The sequence below is a fragment of the Streptomyces flaveolus genome (assembly GCF_014648815.1).
Taxonomy (GTDB): domain Bacteria; phylum Actinomycetota; class Actinomycetes; order Streptomycetales; family Streptomycetaceae; genus Streptomyces; species Streptomyces flaveolus.
Map to the genome: position 1 here is coordinate 630340 of NZ_BMRV01000002.1, position 17785 is coordinate 648124.

Sequence of the window (17785 nt, forward strand, 5' to 3'; positions counted from 1 at the left end):
GGCGTCGCGCCCGTCACCATGGAGCCATGACAGATCACGAGCACGCCGCGACGGGCCCGGGACCCGGCTCCGGGCCGCGCCCGCCGCGGGGCACCGGCGCGCGGGACGCCGCGGATGCCGGGGATGCCATGGGGTCCGCGGGCGGCGGCACGGACGCTGCGGAGCCTGACCACAGGTTCCGCCGCGACCGGCGGCACAAGACGCTCGCCGGGGTGTGCGCCGGGCTCGGGCGGCAGTGCGACATGGATCCGGTGATCTTCCGCATCACGCTCGTGGTGCTGGCCGCGACCGGGGGTCTCGGCCTCCTCTTCTATGGCTTCGCCTGGCTCTTCGTCCCGTACGACGACGAGGACGAGAACGAGGTGCGCAAGCTGCTGACCGGCCGGGTCGACGGCCAGGCCCTCACGGCCGTGCTGTTCGCCCTGGTCGGGTGCGGAGTGTTCCTGACCATGCTGAACAACGGCGGGGTGCTCTCCTTCGCCGTGATACTTTCCCTCCTCCTCGCGGGGGCGGGCTACTGGTCGCGGCACCGCGGCGCTCCGGGCCCCGACCCGCTCGCCGCCCAGGCCGTCGCCGACGCCCCGCCGGAAGCCAAGGCACCGCCGACCGCCGTCACCTACCCGTCCTGGTGGCGCGATCCCATAGTCAAGGACGGCACCCACATCGGCGGCACGGGATATCTGTGGGGCCCCCGGGACTCCCGCGACCGGGACATCTCGGCGGCCGTCAACATCGGGCGCGGCGCGTACCGCGACCGGGACACCCCGGCCGACCGGTCCTCCCGGCGCCCGCAGCCTCGCGGTGCCCACGGCATCGGCGGCTGGATCTTCCTGCTCGCCCTGCTCGCGGGCTTCCTCGGCACCCGCCTGACCTGGCACGAGCAGCCGCTCGGGACCAGCCTGCAGACCGGGCTGGCCTGTGCGCTGGCGGTCTTCGGCGTGGGGATCGCGGTCAGTGCCTTCCTGGGCCGTACGGGAGCCGGTTCGGTCTTCCTGGCGATCATCACGGCGGGCCTGCTCGCCGGGTCGGCCGCCCTGCCGAAGGACGCCGGCACCGACTGGACGCGGAGCACCTGGACGCCCACGACCGTCGCCGACGTCCACGAGCAGTACGACGTGGGCACCGGCACCGGCACCCTCGACCTGTCCCGCCTGGACCTGGCGGAGGGGCAGACGGTGACCACCCGGGCCGACGTGGGCGTAGGACGAATACGGGTGATCGTGCCGCGGGACGTGACCGTGCGGCTGAGCGCCGAGGTGGGCGTGGGCGACATCCAGCTCCCCGGCGAGGACGCGAAGGACGTGGACGTGGCACCCGGCAAGCACAAGGAGGTGACGCTGCCGCCGGCCAAGGGCGTCAAGGGCGCCGGCACGCTCGACCTCGACCTTCAGGTCGGCCTCGGGCAGGCGGAGGTGTCCCGTGCTGCGTCATGACTTCCAGCCCGGTCGCCTGGTCGCCGGCGCCTTCCTGACCCTGGCGGGCGTGATCTACGCCGGTGACGCGGGGGGCCTCTGGGACACGCCGTGGTTCGTGATCGTCCCGGTCGTCACCGGCGGCCTCTGCCTGGCCGGCGCAGTCGGCGTGCTGACCCGGGCGGTACGCCGACGCCGGCGGGCACTGCGCACGAACGCGAACACGGACGCGGACGGACCCCGGGCGGACTCAGGCCTCAGGGGCTGACGGCGCCTACCGGTACCCGCCGTTCCGTCGGCGGCGCCTGGTGCGCAGTGCCGCGTCCAGCGAGAGCAGCGGGGCACCCGCGAGGACGAGGGGAATCCAGGCCATGAGGTAGGCGAGGTCGTTGCCGTAGTAGTAAGGATCGGAGGCCCAGCTGACGGTCAGCCACAGGCTGAGCGAGATCAGCGCGCCGCCGAGCGCCGCCAGGCGGGCCAGCAGCCCGAGCAGCGTGCCGATGCCGACGGCCAGCTCGCCCAGGGCGATGGCGTAGCCGAAGCCGGGCGGGTTCTTCAGCGCCAGGTCGACCAGGGCGGGGACGGCCGAGGAGTCGCGGACGGTGCGCATCATGTCGCCGATGGACCCGGCACCCGAGTCCTTCAGGAACGCGCTGTCGGTGAGCTTGTCCAAGCCCGCGTAGACGAAGGTGACGCCCAGGAAGATCCGCAGGGGCAGCAGGGCGTACCGGCCGGCGTTGTCGCGCCAGTCCCGGCCGCCGTGGAGACCGGACGTGTGCGGGTCCGTCCGCATGCCGTGAGTCATCACTGCCAGCCGCCTCTCGCCCATGCGTGCCCAACCCCCTCGACAGACCATACGTACGACGTACGGGCCGCGCTCAATCCCCGACCGCCCGATTTCTTCCTGTCGGTTCCGACAGGTGGCCGCACGCCGGCCCCCGGGCGGGTCGGTCGGACCGTCAGTCCGTCACGTCGATCGCGTACCGGTTCGTCTCCACGCCCGCTCCCGTGACGACCTGGACCTCCACCCGGCCCGGTTCCACGTCCGCCGGCACCGGCACGGTCAGCAGGGCGTCCGTCGGGTTGCTGAAGCCTCCCGCGACGGGGACCAGGGGCACGTGGACGTTGACGGCGCCGATGCGGACGACCATGCGCGACAGGCGGTCGGCGCGCTGGGCGCCCGGCGGCACGAAGCCCGCGCCGCGGATCTCGATGTCGTCGCCGGTGCGGATCGGGGCGTCCAGGTCACCGGCCTCGCGCGCCCGGACCACGGACAGGATGACCGGCCGGCCGCCCTCCGCGTACTTGCCGGCCACGTAGGTCGCCGCCGACACCAGCACCACCACGGCGAGCCCCCACGGCAGGTCGGGCAGCTGTTCCGGCCGCCGGGCCAGCCGTACCGCCGCGAACACCAGGGCGACCGCGCTGATCACGACGTACTGGATGTCGGCGAACGTCCCGCGGCCCGCGTCGTCCGTCAGCAGGTCGGCCGCGCGCGGCCGGTCGGCGCGCACCTTCTGGAGCCGTTGCCCCAGCACGCGCAGCCCGACCACCCGGCGCACCAGCACCGCGATGCCGCACACCACCGCGAGCACGGTCACCACTCCGGCGCCGCGGGCGAGTTCGAGCCCGGAGATCAGCGCGTCCCGCCGCGCGTGCCCGGAGGCCACCGCGAGCTGCCCGGCCAGGACGAGCACCGCGTAGGCGACGAAGAGCACCCAGACCGCCGCCACGGCCCGGGACGTGGAGAGGCGGTTGTCCTCGCCGATGACCGGGGCCAGCGCCCCGCCCCGTGCCCGGTGGAACCAGGACGCCGCCGTCAGCGCGCCGCCCACGACCACGGCCGCCGCCAGCCCGGCGGTGCGCGCCGCCGACCAGCCCGCGCCGATCGCGGTGAGCGACTGGGCGAGCAGCAGCACCACGACCGCGGTCCACACGGCAACTGCCGTGCGCCGTCCCAGGCCCGCGAGCCACGCCTCGCCCTCGGCCCGGCCGCGTTCGGCGACGACGTCCGCGGACTGGGTCAGCTCCTCGGAGACCCACTGCCGGGAGGCCGAGGCCGAGTGGGCCACCGCGGCCGGCAGACCCTGCCCGGCGGCGAACTCGTCCCGTTGGAGCAGGAACGCGGCGACCGCCCGGCGGTGCCCCTCGCGGGCTCCGTGCGGGCAGTCCCCGCACGTGCAGCCGCCTCCGTGCGGCGCCTCGTACGCGCCCTTGTCCGAGCCGCTCCCGCGTCTCGCCTCCTGCACCGCCACGCCCGACGCCCGCCTTCCCGAAGCCTGCCGAAACACCCGCGCACCCACAGGTGCCGACACCCGTAAATCCCTTTAGACGCCAGCGAATTGTGCCGTACACCACGCCCCGCGCGCCCGGCGCCCCCGGTCCCCTCTGTTCAGCGCGGGTGACGCGCCGGCCGCCGTGTTGACCCGGCTGCGAGAATTCCCTCATGGCCGAGATCATCCAGCGCGACGGGACCTGGGCGTTCGACGGCAGCACGGTCCGGATCACGCCGGGCCTCCACCGTTCGGTGCCGCTGTTCCGGCAGACGTACGGGGAGGTCTCCGTACCGCTGGAGGCGGTCTCGGGCATCGTCTTCGAGCCGGAGCGCAGACGCGGACGCCTGCGACTGCGGCTGCGCGAGGGCGCCGACCCCCTGCTCCAGGCGACCGGCGGGCGGCTGCCCGACGCGGCGGACCCGTACCGGCTGGCGGTGGACGTCGACCGGTGCGGGGTGGCCGAGTACGTCGCCGAGGAGGTCCGCCGCGCGCTGCTGCTCGACCAGATCCCCAAGGGGCCCGTCCGGGCCTACCTGTTGCCCGGGCCACCGGTGCCGGTCTCGGTCCGCTCCTCGGACGGCACCGTCTCCTTCGACGGCGGCCAGGTGCGCATCGACTGGGCCGACACCTCGGACCGCGTCAAGCGCGCCACCGGCCCGCGGATCATCGGCCTCGGCGACCTGGTGCGGGTCGAGTGGCTGCCCGACTCCGGGTACGAGAACGGCTTCCTGCGGTTCGTCACCCGGGAGACGGTGTTCTCCAGGTTGCCGCCGGAGAAGGACCCCTACGCCCTGGACCTGTGGGGCAACGCCCGCCGCGACCTGCTCACCGCGCTGATCGCCACCGCGGTCACGGCCCGCCTCCCGCACCCGTCGACCCGCGCCGCCACCACCGGCGAGGACGGAGCGGCAGCCGCGGCAGCGGTGGTCCGTCCCCGCGCGAAGAGCCCCGCGGGACCCCCGGCCGGGCATCACGACGTACTGCTGCGCCGGCTGCGTGAGCTCGGTGAGCTGCACCGCGGCGGTGTCCTGACGGACGAGGAGTTCGCGCTGACGAAGGCGGCCGTGCTCCGGGGCTTCGGGGCCGGCGACGACGCGACCGGCTGACCGGCCGGTCCGGCGCACTCGGGTGAGGCCGCGGAAAGGCGACAGAAGATGTCGGGTATCCGCGTCACACTCCCCGTATGACACCGAGCACCAAGGGCCCCGACTGGGCCTTCTTCACCGCCGCCGAACCCGAACTCGCCGCACTCGTCGAGGCGCGCTTCGGCGCGTACCGGCATCACACGCTCGCGACCCTGCGCCGGGACGGCTCGCCCCGCACCACCGGCCTGGAGGTGCGCTTCCTCGGCGGGGAGCTGTGGCTCGGCATGATGCCCGGCTCGCTCAAGGCGCTCGATCTGCGCCGCGACCCGCGCTTCGCGCTCCAGGCGAACCCCGGGGAGGGCACCGGCATGGGCGGCGGCGACGTACGGATCAGCGGACGGGCCGTCGAGGTCGACGACCCGGAGACCAAGGGCGGATACGTGAAAGAGGTGGAACCGCCGGAGCCGTTCCACCTCTTCCGCACCGAGCTGACGGAGGTCGTACGGACCTGCGTCGAGGACGACACGTATCTCGTCACGCAGGTCTGGAAGCCCGGAGAGCCGGTGCGCACTCTCAAGCGGATGTGACCGCCGGGACTACTCCCACTCGATGGTGCCCGGCGGCTTCGAGGTGACGTCGAGGACGACGCGGTTGACGTCCTTGACCTCGTTGGTGATGCGGGTGGAGATCTTGCCGAGGACGTCGTACGGCAGGCGCGACCAGTCGGCCGTCATCGCGTCCTCGGAGGAGACGGGCCGCAGCACGATCGGGTGGCCGTAGGTGCGGCCGTCGCCCTGGACGCCGACCGAGCGGACGTCGGCGAGCAGCACCACGGGGCACTGCCAGATGTCGCGGTCGAGGCCGGCCGCGGTCAGCTCCTCGCGGGCGATGGCGTCGGCCTCGCGGAGCAGGTCGAGGCGCTCCTTGGTGACCTCGCCCACGATGCGGATGCCGAGGCCCGGGCCGGGGAACGGCTGGCGCTGGACGATCTCCTCGGGCAGGCCCAGCTCCTGGCCGACCATGCGGACCTCGTCCTTGAACAGCTGGCGCAGCGGCTCGACGAGCTCGAACTCGATGTCGTCGGGGAGGCCGCCGACGTTGTGGTGCGACTTGATGTTGGCGGTGCCGGTGCCGCCGCCGGACTCGACGATGTCCGGGTAGAGCGTGCCCTGGACGAGGAACGCGACCTCGGGACCCTCCTCCTGGAGGATCTCCAGCTGCGCCTGCTCGAAGACGCGGATGAACTCGCGGCCGATGATCTTCCGCTTCTCCTCGGGGTCGGTGACCCCGGCGAGCGCGTTCAGGAAGCGCTCCTGCGCGTCCACGACCTTGAGCTGCACGCCGGTCGCGGCGACGAAGTCCTTCTCGACCTGCTCGGTCTCGCCCTTGCGCATCAGGCCGTGGTCGACGTAGACGCAGGTCAGCTGCGAGCCGATGGCCTTCTGGACGAGGGCGGCGGCGACGGCGGAGTCCACGCCGCCGGACAGGCCGCAGATGGCGCGCTTGTCGCCGACCTGCTCGCGGATGGCCGCGACCTGCTCCTCGATCACGTTGCCCGTGGTCCAGTCGGGGCTCAGGCCCGCGCCCCGGTACAGGAAGTGCTCCAGCACCTGCTGCCCGTGCGTGGAGTGCATGACCTCGGGGTGGTACTGGACGCCGTAGAGCTTCTTGACGTCGTTCTCGAACGCGGCGACCGGGACGACGTGCGTGGAGCCGGTGACCGTGAAGCCCTCGGGTGCGGCGGAACAGGCGTCGCCGTGCGACATCCACACGGACTGCTCGGCCGGGGTGCCCTCGAAGAGGGTGGAGGACGGCTTCGAGACCGACAGCTCCGTGCGCCCGTACTCACGGGCACCGGAGTTGTCGACGGTGCCGCCGAGGGCCTGCGCCATGAGCTGGAAGCCGTAGCACATGCCGAAGACGGGGACGCCCGCCTCGAACAGGGAGCGGTCGACGGTCGGGGCGCCCGGCTCGTACACCGACGAGGGACCGCCGGAGAGGATGATGGCCGCCGGGTTCTTGGCGAGCATCTCCTCGACCGGCATGGAGCTCGGCACGATCTCGCTGTAGACCCGCGCCTCGCGGACGCGACGGGCGATGAGCTGGGCGTACTGCGCACCGAAGTCGACGACCAGGACGGTGTCGGGGGCGGCGGCAGCGGGAGTCGCTGATGACACGGGGTGCCTTCCGGCGGTCGGGCGGGGGTCTTGTGCTCCCGATTCTACCGAGGTGGGCAGGTGGAACGTCCCGCCGCGGTGCCCCGCCCGCGCCCGGCACCACGTCTCACCATACGAACCCGCTTGGACACCATCCGTCCCCGGGGCATACTGGGCCCATGCTCACGCACCAGACCTTCGTCTTTACCTATGGCAACCGGCCCACCGGCTGCCATGGTCGTGCTGCTTGAGCAACTGACAAGCGACTTACCAGGCGCCCCGGGCCGACAAGGCCCGGGGCGCCTGCCGTTTCCGGGTCGTGCCGACTCGGGGCGCCGCCACCGACTCTCCGGCGAGGAGCCCCGACATGACCGTCACCACCGCAGACAAGACCGGCGCCCGCACGACCGAGGCCGCCGACGTGATCACCGGCGCCCGTGAGCGCATCGACGCGCTCGACGACCGGATCATCGGGCTGATCCAGGAACGGATGGCCGTCTCCGCCGTCATCCAGGAGGCGCGGATCACCTCCGGCGGCCGGCGCGTGAACCTCTCCCGCGAGATGGACGTCCTCGGCCACTACAGGGACGCGCTGGGCAAGCCGGGCACGGCGCTGGCGATGACGCTGCTGGAGCTGTGCCGGGGTCGCATCTGAGTTCGGGCACGCTCTCACCCGTACGGCGCGTGACCGTCGCGCGGGGCGCTTCGTTGGTCCCGGTGTCCGTGCCAGCCAGGGGCGGGCCCGAAAGAACCACGCGTGGCTCGCTGGGGCGATGAGACGAACGGATCGTGCCGTACGTCGTGGGACCTCGCTCCAGCAAGTGACCGGACGGCAGGGGACAGCAGCCCGGTCACCCAAGAGAACGGCCGGCTCCGGGGACGCCCGGGGCCGGCCGGCGGGAACCGCCCCGGCCCAGGGCCTCCCCTCCTACATCTGCATGCTCACCGGCCCAGCGGCGCCCCCTCCCCCGGCGCCGCTCCGAGGCACCGACGCCGGTGCCGGCCGAGAGAGGGCCTCGCGGCTCCAGCCCCGCGAGGCCCCTTTCGCATGTGTGGCGCAGGACACATAAAAATTCTGTGAGTCCGGGGACAACCATTCACAGCCTTCACTGATCAAACACGCCGAACAGATGAACCAAGGGCCGACCCGCGCCTCACACGCGGAGGCCTCCCCTGATTCGCCCCCGTACCGCACCACGCGGTACGCCGGACTCTCTGAGGTCTTCATGAAGCTTCGTCGCGCCATGACAGCAGCGGCTGCTACGGCAGTGATAGCCCCCTTGGCGCTGCTCGCGGCCCCGGCCGCCTACGCGACCGACGACCCGTCCCCGTCCGCCTCGGCCAGCGAGTCCGCGGGCGAGGAGACCAAGGACCCCGCCCCGAGCGCCTCGGCGTCCGAGACGGCGACCGAGCCCGCGCCGAGCACCTCCACCACCGCCGAGCCGAGCGCGACGGCGACCGAATCCGCCACCGCCTCTCCCAGCGCGTCGGCGACCAGCACCACTCCCGCTCCGAGCACCTCCGCTCCCGAGGAGTCGGAGTCCCCGGAGCCCGAGCCGTCCGTGTGCGAGGACACCAAGGTCGACGTCAGCATCTCGGGCCTGCCCGGCAAGATCTCGGCGGGCAGCGGCTGGCACAAGTTCTCGCTGAACGTGGTCAACAACTCGGACTCCACCCTCGACAACCTGGACTACTTCGCCGGCGCGTCCTCCGACGCCCTGGGCGAGGACCTGTTTAAGAGCAAGCAGGTCAGCCTCCAGGCCTGGGACCCGGACGAGAAGGTCTGGGTCGACCTCGACGAGTCCGGCTACGCGGTCGGTTACGTCGGGTTCACCACCGTCCTCGAGCCCGACTACGAGGTCAACATCCCGATGCGCGTCAACGTGAAGGCGAGCGCCCCGGTCGGCGCCGGCTTCACGCTCGGCGCGACCATCTACGGCGACGCCGACGGCGAGTGCACCGGCTACGGCGACGTGGCGTACAAGTTCCAGATCGTCGCCGCCGGCACGGACACGGACGGCACCAAGCCGCAGGAAGGCGGCAAGGCTCCCGTCACCGACAAGAAGCCCGCCGCCACCACGCCCGAGGTCACCGGCAGCCTCGCCGAGACCGGTTCCAGCTCCGCGCTGCCGATGATCGGTCTGGCCGGCGGGCTCGCCGTGCTCGCCGGTGGCGGTGCGGTGTTCGTCGTCCGGCGCCGCAAGGCCGGTGCCGAGGCGTAAGCGCTGAACCACACGGCTTGACGCACAACGGGAAGGACCTGCGCTCGGAGGGGGGCGCAGGTCCTTCTCGTTGTGCGGTGCGCGACCGCTACTTCTTCGGCGGCACCGCCGGCATCCCGAGGAACGGCAGCCGCAGCGCGCCGAAGGCCTCCGCCGGGACCGCCGGGGACTTGGGCTCGACGGGTGCCAGGCGCTCGTACGCCGCGCCCTGCGCCGGGCGCGGGTCCTCCTCGCCCTTGTTGGGCCAGTACGACATCGCCCGCTCGGCCTGGGCCGTGATGGTCAGGGACGGGTTGACGCCCAGGTTGGCGGAGACCGCGGCGCCGTCGACGACGGAGATGCCGGGGTGTCCGTACAGCCGGTGGTAGGGGTCGATGACGCCGGTCTCGCGGGAGGCGCCGATCGGGCAGCCGCCGAGGAAGTGGGCGGTGAGCGGGGTACCCATCAGCTCGCCGACGTTGGAACCGGCGAAGCCGTTGATCTCCGCCGCGAGGGCCGAGGCGCCGTCCGTCGCGGCCTTGATCTGCTTGGGGTTGGGTGAGCCGTGGCCCTGGCGGGCGGTGAGCAGACCCTTGCCGACGCCGGTCGGTTTCAGGTACGTCGTCAGGGAGTTGTCCAGCGACTGCATCACCAGGCCGATGATGGTCCGCTCCGACCACTTGCGGTTGGACAGGGACCGCAGGACGCGGCTCGGGTGCCTCGCCGCATGGCCCAGGAAGCCCAGCACGCGCGACGCGCCCGAGGCGGTGGCGCCGGCGTACGGGACCTGGAGGATCGACAGGCTGCCCATCGAGTTGGAGCCCTTGCCGTAACGGACGGGCTCGATGTGGGTGTCGGCGTCCGGATGGATGGACGACGTGATGGCGACGCCGCGCGTGAAGTCGGCCCGGGGCTCGCCGGTGGCCCTGCGGTAGCGCCGGTCGTCGGTCTGGGCGCCGACCAGGGCCTCGGAGTTGGTGCGGGTCAGCTCGCCGAGCTTGTCGGAGAGGTAGGGCAGCTGGCGGTTGGCCTTCATGCGGTGCAGCAGCGTCTGGGTGCCGTAGGTGCCGGCGGCGAGGACGACGCGGCGGGCCGTGAAGGTGTGCCCGACGCCCTTCTTCTTCCGGTCGGTGGGGAGCGTGGCGACGGCGAAGCCGCCGCGTGAGTCCTCGGTGACCGACACGACCGTGGTCATCGGGTGGACGACCGCGCCCGCCTTCTCGGCGAGGTACAGGTAGTTCTCGTTGAGGGTGTTCTTCGCGCCGTGCCGGCAGCCCGTCATGCACTCGCCGCACTCGTTGCACGCCTTGCGGTCCGGGCCCGCGCCGCCGAAGTAGGGATCGGGCACCTGCTCGCCCGGCTTGGCCTTCGCCGTCCCGTCGGCGTCCTCGCCGTCGCCGAAGAACACACCGACCGGCGCCATGTGGAAGGTGTCGCCGACGCCCATCCGTTCGGCGGCGGCCTTCAGGTGCACGTCGGAGGGGGTCATCGTCGGGTTGAGGCGGACGCCGAGCATGCGGCGGGCCTGGTCGTAATAAGGCGTCAGTTCCTCGTGCCAGTCGGTGATGTCCCGCCACTGGGGGTCCTCGAAGAAGGGCTTCGGCGGCACGTAGAGGGTGTTGGCGTAGTTGAGGGAGCCGCCGCCGACCCCCGCGCCTGCCAGGACCATGACATTGCCGAGCAGGTGGATGCGCTGGATGCCGAACATGCCGAGCTTCGGCGCCCAGAGGTAGTTCTTGAGGTCCCAGGAGTTCTTGGGCAGCGACTCGCGGGTGAAGCGGCGGCCGGCCTCCAGGACGCCGACGCGGTAGCCCTTCTCGGTCAGGCGGAGGGCGGACACGGATCCGCCGAAGCCGGAACCCACGACGAGGACGTCGTAGTCGTACCCGTTCTCGTCCCGGGTCTGGACAGACTTCTCCTGCGACACGTGCTCTCCTCGTTGAGAACGGGGTGGACTGGGGCCTAGGGGTGTCGTTCGGGTCTTGCCGGGGTCGCGGGGTCTGGCAGACCCCGCTCGGGTCGGTCGCAAGGCACCGTTGCCCGGAGTCGGTCTGATCCGAACGACACCCCCTAGCGGAACCGGAACGCCTTCATGAGCCGGAGACTGCGGCTCATGAACGCCGCGTACTTCTCGTCGTCCATGCCGAGTGACGGGGCCATCGGCAGCAGGCGCTGGTGGGCGACGGTCTGTGCCTCGGTGTACTTGAGGATGCCCTCGGAGCCGTGCCGGCGGCCGAGGCCGGAGTCCTTCATGCCGCCCATCGGCGACTGGACGCTGCCGTAGGCGGGCGCGTACCCGTCGTTGATGTTGACGGTGCCGGTGCGCAGCCGGGCGGCGACGTCGCGGCCGCGCCGGGCGTCCGTCGTCCAGACCGAGGAGTTCAGGCCGTACGGCGTGGAGTTGGCCTGCTCGACCGCCTCGTCCTCGGTCGTGAAGCGGTACACGGAGACGACCGGGCCGAACGTCTCCTCGGTGCAGACCGTCATGGGCGCGGCGACGCCGTCGAGGATGGTCGGCTCGTAGAAGTACGGGCCGATGTCCGGGCGGGCGACGCCGCCGGCGACCAGCTTCGCGCCGTGCGCGAGGGCGTCCTCCACGTGCCGCTGGACGGTCTCCAGCTGCCGCTCGCCCACCAGCGAGCCCATGTCGGCGCCGTAGGCGAGGGACGTGCCGAGCCGCATCGCCCGGGTGCGGGCGGCGAAGCGCTCCAGGAAGGCGTCGGCGACCGACTCGTGGACGTAGATCCGCTCGATGGAGATGCACAGCTGGCCGGCGGAGGAGAAGCACGCGCGGACGGCGCCCGCGGCGGCCTTCTCGATGTCGGCGTCCTCGAGGACCAGCATGGCGTTCTTGCCGCCGAGTTCGAGGGAGACGCCGACCAGGCGGGCGGCGGCGCCCTGGGCGACCTCGCGGCCGGTGCGGGTGGAGCCGGTGAAGGAGACGTAGTCGGCGTGCTTGACGACCTCGGGGCCGACGACCGGGCCGTCACCGAGGACGACCTGGAAGACCTCCGCCGGCAGCCCGGCCTCGATGAGGAGGTCACGGGCCCACAGCGCGGTCAGGCAGGTCTCGGTGTCGGGCTTCATGACGACCGCGTTGCCCGCGACGAACGCGGGGAGCGCGTCGCCGACGGACAGCTCCAGCGGGTAGTTCCACGGGGCGATCTGGCCGACGACCCCGCGCGGGTGGCGCAGTTCGGTGACCTTCGTCAGGGTCGGGATGGCACCGGTGTGCCGCTTCGCCCTGAGGTACGCGGCGGCGCGGCGGCCGTAGTGCCGGGCGGCGACGGCGACGGCCTGGACCTCCTCGTGGGCGTGCAGACGGGCCTTGCCGGTCTCCAGCTGGATGAGGTCGAGGACCTCGGCCTGCCGTTCCAGGACCAGGTCGTGGAAGCGCAGCAGGACGGCGGCGCGCTGCCGCACGGGCGTCCGGGCCCACACGGCCTGGGCGGCGCGGGCCTGCTCGAAGGCCCCCGCCACGTCCTCGGGCGTCGACTCCGGCAGGTCGGCCAGCTTCTCGCCGGTGAACGGCGTGTGGTTGGCGGTCCGGCCGGAGCCGGCGACGCCCTTGGTGAGCTGGGCGACCAGCTCGGGTGTCACCACGTCGGCTGCGGTGCGTGCGCCCGCGGGGGCGGGGGCGAGGGGGTTGGTGCCGGTGATTTCCGGGGCCTGCGCGTCCGTCATGAGCCGCAGGGTATGACGCCGGGCGGCCTTTGTGTACCCGTCGGTAACGGGGATTCACCGAGTGCTCACACGCCGCCAGCGATCACTGGCAACAAACGTGCTGATCAGGGCGTTGAGCGGGCGGGGCACTCAGGTGCCGTCGATGTCCAGATTGGCGACGGCCGTCTTGGCCACCTCGCGTCCCCGCTCGGTGAAGTCGCCCTTGCCCGGATAGCTGACGGTGAGCTTGTACATGTCGCCGGCGGTGGTCCGGTAGTAGAAGATCCGCACCTCGCGCGGGCGGGGGTTCTGGCTGTCGTTGGTGGTGTAGACGACCGTGTTCTCGGCGGACTTCCCGCCCTTGTACGTCGTCTCCTTGGGGTCGGTCGTCGGGTTCTCGGGCATGGAGAGCTCGTACTCGCCGCTCTCCTTGAACTTCCCGTCGTCGTCGTACATCTCGGCCGCGGCGGAACCCGCGATGTTGCCGCCGGTGTCCTCCTTCTTCTTGTCCAGGGACAGGCCGATCCAGATGCCGCCGCTCCAGTCGGTGTACGTGACCCAGTGCTCCCCGGCGTCCTCGGACACGGTCCGCTGGTAGCCCTCGGGCACCGCCAGGGTGGCGGCGAGCTGCTTCTCGCGCGGGGTCTTCCAGCCCTCGGGCAACGGCCCCGCGAACGGGTCCGCCACCACCAGGTACCCCGCCACCGCCGCGGCGACGACGACCGCGGCGAGGCCGGCCCACACCTTGCGGCCCAGCCGGAATCCACGGCCGCCCGGCACGGGCACCCGCACGACCTGGGTGGGCTCCGGCGCGGGCGGGTTCGCGGCGGCCTCCAGCAGGGCACGCACCCGGGCGGCATCCGGACGCCGCGCCGGGTCCTTGTCCAGCAGACCCGTGATCACCTCGGCCAGCGGGCCCTGCGCGGAGGCGGGCGGCGCCGGCACGGCGTTGAGCACCGACTGGAGCGTGGCGGGGGTGTTGCTGCGGCGGAACGGGGAGACGCCCTCCGTCGCCGCGTACAGCACCACGCCCAGCGACCACAGGTCGCTCGCCGGGCCGGGACGCTGGCCCAGCACCCGCTCGGGGGCGATGTACTCGGGCGAGCCGACGAAGCCGCCGGTGTCGGTCAGGTTCGTCTCGCCCTCGATCTGGGCGATGCCGAAGTCGGTGAGGACGACCCGGTCGTAGCGGCCGAGCAGCACGTTGTCGGGCTTCACGTCCCGGTGCAGGATGCCCGCCGCGTGCGCGGCCTCCAGCGCGCCGAGGACCTCCAGGCCGATCCGGGCCGCCTCGCGCGCGCCCAGCGTGCCCTCCTGCAGCGCGTCGCCCAGTGAGCGGCCCCGCACCAGCTCCATCACGATCCACGGCCGGCCGTCGACCACCGCGACGTCGTGCACGTCGACCACGGCCGGGTGGTCGAGCCGGGCCGCGGCGCGCGCCTCGCGGCGCATCCGCTCGTAGGCGTTGGCCCGCTCGCGTTCGGGGAGGTGATCGGGGACGCGGGGCTCCTTGACGGCGACCTCGCGGTCCACGGTCTCGTCCTGCGCCCGCCACACGGTGCCCATGCCGCCGTGCCCGAGCTTGGCGATCAGCCGGTAGCGGCCCGCGATCAGCCGCCCCGCACCCGGCTCCTGGGCGGACGGCCGCGCCGGCTCCGGCCCGGCGGGGGCCGGTGACCGCGGCGGCACGACCTGGGCGGGCGTCGCGTACGGGTTGCCGGGGTGCGGTACGGCGGCGTGTGGATTCGGTGGTTGCAGGGCGAAGCTCGTCGGCTCGTCCGACCCGCTTCCGATCCCCCCGTTGTGGCTCATGGACCAATCCATATCGCGCCGGACACGCCGATATCCACCGCCCGTGGACCGTGGTCACAGACCCGTGACGCGTGCTGACACTTATCTCCTATTTAGGAGTGTTCGCAGACACCGGTGCGGACGCCTGGCGGGTCACGGTGACCGTGGCGGTCGGCATCCCGGGGGGCCCGGCGGGGGCCTCCGAGGAGGGCGCGGGTCCTGACCCCGGCGACGAGACGGGCGGGGAGGCCGACGGCGGTGTCCCGGGCACGGACGTCGTGGGCGTGCCGCCTCCGCCGCCGTCGTCGCCGCCGTCCCCGAGCAGCGCCGCCGCCGAGAGGCCCGCTCCGGCCGCGGCGGCGACGAGGAGTACCGCCATGAGGACGCCGCGCGTGGAGTACCGCGGCTCACCGGCGCGGGGCGGCGCGGGCGTGCGGCCCGTGTCCAGGTAGGCGCTCAGCATCCGTTCCGCCTCGGCGGCGTCCAGGCGGCGCCCCGGGTCGCGTTCCAGCAGGCCCCGCACGACGGGCAGGATCGGCGCGGCCTGTGCGGGCGGGCGGATCTCCTCGGAGACGACGGCGTGCAGGACGCCGCCCAGCGAGTCGCGGTGGAAGGGCGACGCGCCGCTGAGGACCGCGCACAGCAGCACACCCAGCGACCACAGGTCGGACTCCGGTCCGGTCCCGGCGCCGGACATCCGCTCGGGGGCGGTGTACTCGGGCGAGCCGACGAAGGAGCCGGTCTCGGTGAGCGTCGTGGCGCCCGCGACCTGGGCGACGCCGAAGTCGGTGAGGACGACCCGGCCGTCCTCGGCGACCAGCACGTTGGACGGCTTCACGTCGCGGTGCAGGATCCCGGCCGCGTGCGCGGTGCGCAGGGCGCCGAGCAGGGCGACGCCGATCCGGGCGGCCTCGGGGGCGTCGACCGGGCCGTGGTCCCGGACACGGTCGGCGAGCGAGCCCCCCTCGACGAACTCCATGACCATGTACGCCCGTTCGTCGTCCTCGACGACGTCGTGGACGACGATGACGTGCGGATGCCGCAGCTGAGCGACCGCACGGGCCTCCCGCAGGGTGCGTCCGCGGCGCCGCCGGGCCTCCGCCGCGGAGAGGCTCTCGTCGCGCGGGAGCGCCTTGACGGCCACCTGGCGGCCGAGCAGTTGGTCGGTCGCCCGCCACACGATGCCCATGCCGCCGCGGCCGAGCCGCTCATGGAGACGGTAACGGCCGGCGATGACACGCCCACCCGACCCCTGGGTCACCATGCGACCCATCATGCCGCACCGGACGCGTCGGCTCCGGACCGCCGGACCGCGGGTGGCCGACAACCGACGGGCCTCCCGACACCGCCGACCGGACCTGCGGCCCGCGCGGGGCGCCGGTCAGGCCGGCTTCTCCTGCCAGCTCCGCAGCAGGTACGTGAACTGCTCGCTCGTCTCCGCCCAGTCCTCGGCGGGCGACGAGATGTAGAGGGCGTACTCGACGCCGTCCCGGGACATGTACATCTCCTCGACGGCGCGCCGCGGGCCGGGGAAGGGTATGTCCTTGGCCAGCGCCGTCCAGGTGTACTCCCACCGTGCGCTGTCGCGGTCGCGGTACGTGGAGTGCTCCAGCGTCAGGCGCCGGTAGTCGACCAGGCGTTGGAGCTGCTGCTCCAGGTCGAGCTGGTGGGCGTAGGGGTCGTTGAAGTCGGGCGCGGTGTCGACGGCGATGCGGACGAAGTGCTCGCCGCCGTCGGGGCTGTAGTCGACCTGCCGCAGATCACCGCTGCCCGGGAGCTCCTCCCGCTCCCAGCCGGGAGGCAGGGAGAGGCTGAAACCCAGCGGGTCGTCGTGGCGGACCCAGTCGGCCGGGACGGATCCGGTGGGCGTCCCGTCCGCGGAGGGGGAGCCGGACGCGGAGGGGGACCCGGAGGCGGACGGGGTGGGCGACGAGGTGACGGCCGCACCCCGGTCCGTGTCCTGGCCCTTGTCCGACGCCTGGAGCAGCACGGCGGTGCCGCCGCCGACCAGGGCGGCGACGGCGACCACCAGCGCGATCAGCCACAGGCGGCGCCGGGGCCGTGCGGGAGGGGCGGGTGGGTAGCCCATGGGTGCCGTACCGCCGCCCGTCATGGCGGGCGGCGTCGGGTGCGGATACGGCGCATGCGCGGCCGTTCCCGGGTGGGCCGGAGCCGGCGCGTGCCCGGTGCCCGAGTACTGCGTCGGCACGTACGCCTGGGCCGCGTGGGGCCGCCGTCCCTCGGCCGCCTCGGCGAGCAGCTGCTCCGTCGCGGTCGCGTCGGGCCGGTCGGCCGGATCCTTGCGCAGCAGGGCGCTGATGACGGGCGCGAGCGGGCCGGCGTGCTGGGGCTCGGAGACCTCCTCCTCGACGACCGCCTGCATCGTGGACAGCGGCGAGGTGCGGCGGAAGGGCGACCTGCCCTCCACCGCCGTGTACAGCGTCGCGCCGAGCGCCCACAGGTCGGAGGCGGGGCCGGGATCGTGGCCGCGCACCCGCTCGGGCGCCAGGTAGTCCACGGAGCCGACGACCTCGCCGGTACGGGTGATGGTGCTGTCGCCCTCGATCTGCGCGATGCCGAAGTCGGTGAGCAGCACCCGGCCGTCGTCGGCGAGCAGGACGTTGCCGGGCTTGACGTCGCGGTGCAGGACCCCGGCGGTGTGGGCGGCGCGCAGGGCGCGCAGCACCCACAGGCCGATGCGGGCCGCCTCCCGCGGTGCGACGCGCTCGCCCTCCTTGACCGCGTCGGCCAGCGAGCGGCCCTCGACCAGCTCCATCACGATCCAGGGCCGGCCGTCGTGTTCGAGCACGTCGTGCACGGTGACGACGGCCGAGTGGTTGATCCGCGCGGCCGCCCGCGCCTCGCCCCGGGTCCGCGCCAGCAGGATGGCCTGGTCGCTCTCGGAGACGTAGTGCGCGGCGGTCAACTCCTTGATGGCGACGACCCGGTGGAGTACCTCGTCGTGAGCGCGCCACACCCGCCCCATGCCGCCGCTGCCGATGGACTCGCCGAGCCGGTAACGGCCCGCGACGAGCCCGCCCTGCATCTGATTCACGTTGCCCCGCAATGGTCTTGTCAGGGTCAGACTAGGGACCGGGTCCGGTTCGCGGAACGGGTGGGGTGGTACGAAGACCGCTCTGTGACAGTTGTCGCTTCCAGCGCCGGGAGGCAACCATCGCGGCCTTCCGTCCGACCCAAGTG

General features: G+C 72.9%; 14 protein-coding genes. 6 read left to right on the plus strand and 8 right to left on the minus strand.

Going from position 1 to position 17785, the window contains the following annotated elements; translation table 11 throughout:
* The first annotated feature begins 26 nt into the window (after positions 1-26).
* Complete coding sequence (locus IEZ05_RS06755) at positions 27-1433, plus strand: PspC domain-containing protein (protein ID WP_189229083.1); 1407 nt, start codon at positions 27-29, stop codon at positions 1431-1433.
* Positions 1420-1680, plus strand: a complete 261-nt coding sequence (locus IEZ05_RS06760; protein WP_189229084.1) for a hypothetical protein — start codon at positions 1420-1422, stop codon at positions 1678-1680. The genes IEZ05_RS06755 and IEZ05_RS06760 overlap by 14 nt, the downstream gene beginning before the upstream one ends.
* Before the next feature lie 6 nt (positions 1681-1686).
* Here IEZ05_RS06760 and IEZ05_RS06765 read toward each other — a convergent pair whose 3' ends face one another.
* The gene (locus IEZ05_RS06765) at positions 1687-2217 is read right to left on the minus strand and encodes a DoxX family membrane protein (RefSeq protein WP_229869587.1); all 531 of its coding nucleotides are present in this window, start codon (positions 2215-2217) and stop codon (positions 1687-1689) included.
* Between the two features lie 154 nt (positions 2218-2371).
* The gene (locus tag IEZ05_RS06770; RefSeq protein WP_189229085.1) at positions 2372-3667 is read right to left on the minus strand and encodes a hypothetical protein; all 1296 of its coding nucleotides are present in this window, start codon (positions 3665-3667) and stop codon (positions 2372-2374) included.
* A gap of 191 nt (positions 3668-3858) precedes the next feature.
* Between IEZ05_RS06770 and IEZ05_RS06775 the strand changes: the two genes are divergently transcribed.
* Both IEZ05_RS06775 and IEZ05_RS06780 read left to right on the plus strand, forming a co-directional pair.
* On the plus strand, positions 3859-4794 hold the full coding sequence (locus IEZ05_RS06775) for a DUF4429 domain-containing protein (RefSeq protein WP_189229086.1): 936 nt from the start codon (positions 3859-3861) through the stop codon (positions 4792-4794).
* Between the two features lie 77 nt (positions 4795-4871).
* Positions 4872-5360, plus strand: coding sequence for a pyridoxamine 5'-phosphate oxidase family protein (locus IEZ05_RS06780; RefSeq protein WP_189229087.1), 489 nt, complete (start codon positions 4872-4874; stop codon positions 5358-5360).
* Between the two features lie 9 nt (positions 5361-5369).
* Here IEZ05_RS06780 and guaA read toward each other — a convergent pair whose 3' ends face one another.
* A complete protein-coding gene (gene guaA / locus IEZ05_RS06785; RefSeq protein ID WP_189229088.1) occupies positions 5370-6950 on the minus strand; it encodes a glutamine-hydrolyzing GMP synthase in 1581 nt (526 codons plus the stop codon).
* Positions 6951-7248: 298 nt separating this feature from the next.
* Between guaA and IEZ05_RS06790 the strand changes: the two genes are divergently transcribed.
* Both IEZ05_RS06790 and IEZ05_RS06795 read left to right on the plus strand, forming a co-directional pair.
* Positions 7249-7584, plus strand: coding sequence for a chorismate mutase (locus tag IEZ05_RS06790; RefSeq protein WP_268255157.1), 336 nt, complete (start codon positions 7249-7251; stop codon positions 7582-7584).
* Positions 7585-8173: 589 nt separating this feature from the next.
* On the plus strand, positions 8174-9151 hold the full coding sequence (locus IEZ05_RS06795) for an LAETG motif-containing sortase-dependent surface protein (RefSeq protein ID WP_229869588.1): 978 nt from the start codon (positions 8174-8176) through the stop codon (positions 9149-9151).
* 88 nt (positions 9152-9239) lie between these two features.
* Here IEZ05_RS06795 and IEZ05_RS06800 read toward each other — a convergent pair whose 3' ends face one another.
* The 5 genes from IEZ05_RS06800 to IEZ05_RS06820 all read right to left on the minus strand — a co-directional run bounded on the left by IEZ05_RS06800 (position 9240) and on the right by IEZ05_RS06820 (position 17630).
* Entirely contained in the window at positions 9240-11057 is a 1818-nt protein-coding gene (locus IEZ05_RS06800; protein WP_189229091.1) for a GMC oxidoreductase, read from the minus strand.
* Positions 11058-11200: 143 nt separating this feature from the next.
* Complete coding sequence (locus tag IEZ05_RS06805) at positions 11201-12814, minus strand: succinic semialdehyde dehydrogenase (RefSeq protein WP_189229092.1); 1614 nt, start codon at positions 12812-12814, stop codon at positions 11201-11203.
* Between the two features lie 129 nt (positions 12815-12943).
* Positions 12944-14605 carry a serine/threonine-protein kinase gene (locus IEZ05_RS06810; RefSeq protein ID WP_189229093.1) on the minus strand — a complete coding sequence of 554 codons (1662 nt, stop codon included), beginning with the start codon at positions 14603-14605 and terminating at the stop codon, positions 12944-12946.
* An 88-nt stretch (positions 14606-14693) separates the two neighbouring features.
* Entirely contained in the window at positions 14694-15857 is a 1164-nt protein-coding gene (locus IEZ05_RS06815) for a serine/threonine-protein kinase (protein WP_229869599.1), read from the minus strand.
* A gap of 108 nt (positions 15858-15965) precedes the next feature.
* Positions 15966-17630, minus strand: a complete 1665-nt coding sequence (locus tag IEZ05_RS06820; RefSeq protein WP_189229095.1) for a serine/threonine-protein kinase — start codon at positions 17628-17630, stop codon at positions 15966-15968.
* Between the last annotated feature and the right edge of the window lie 155 nt (positions 17631-17785).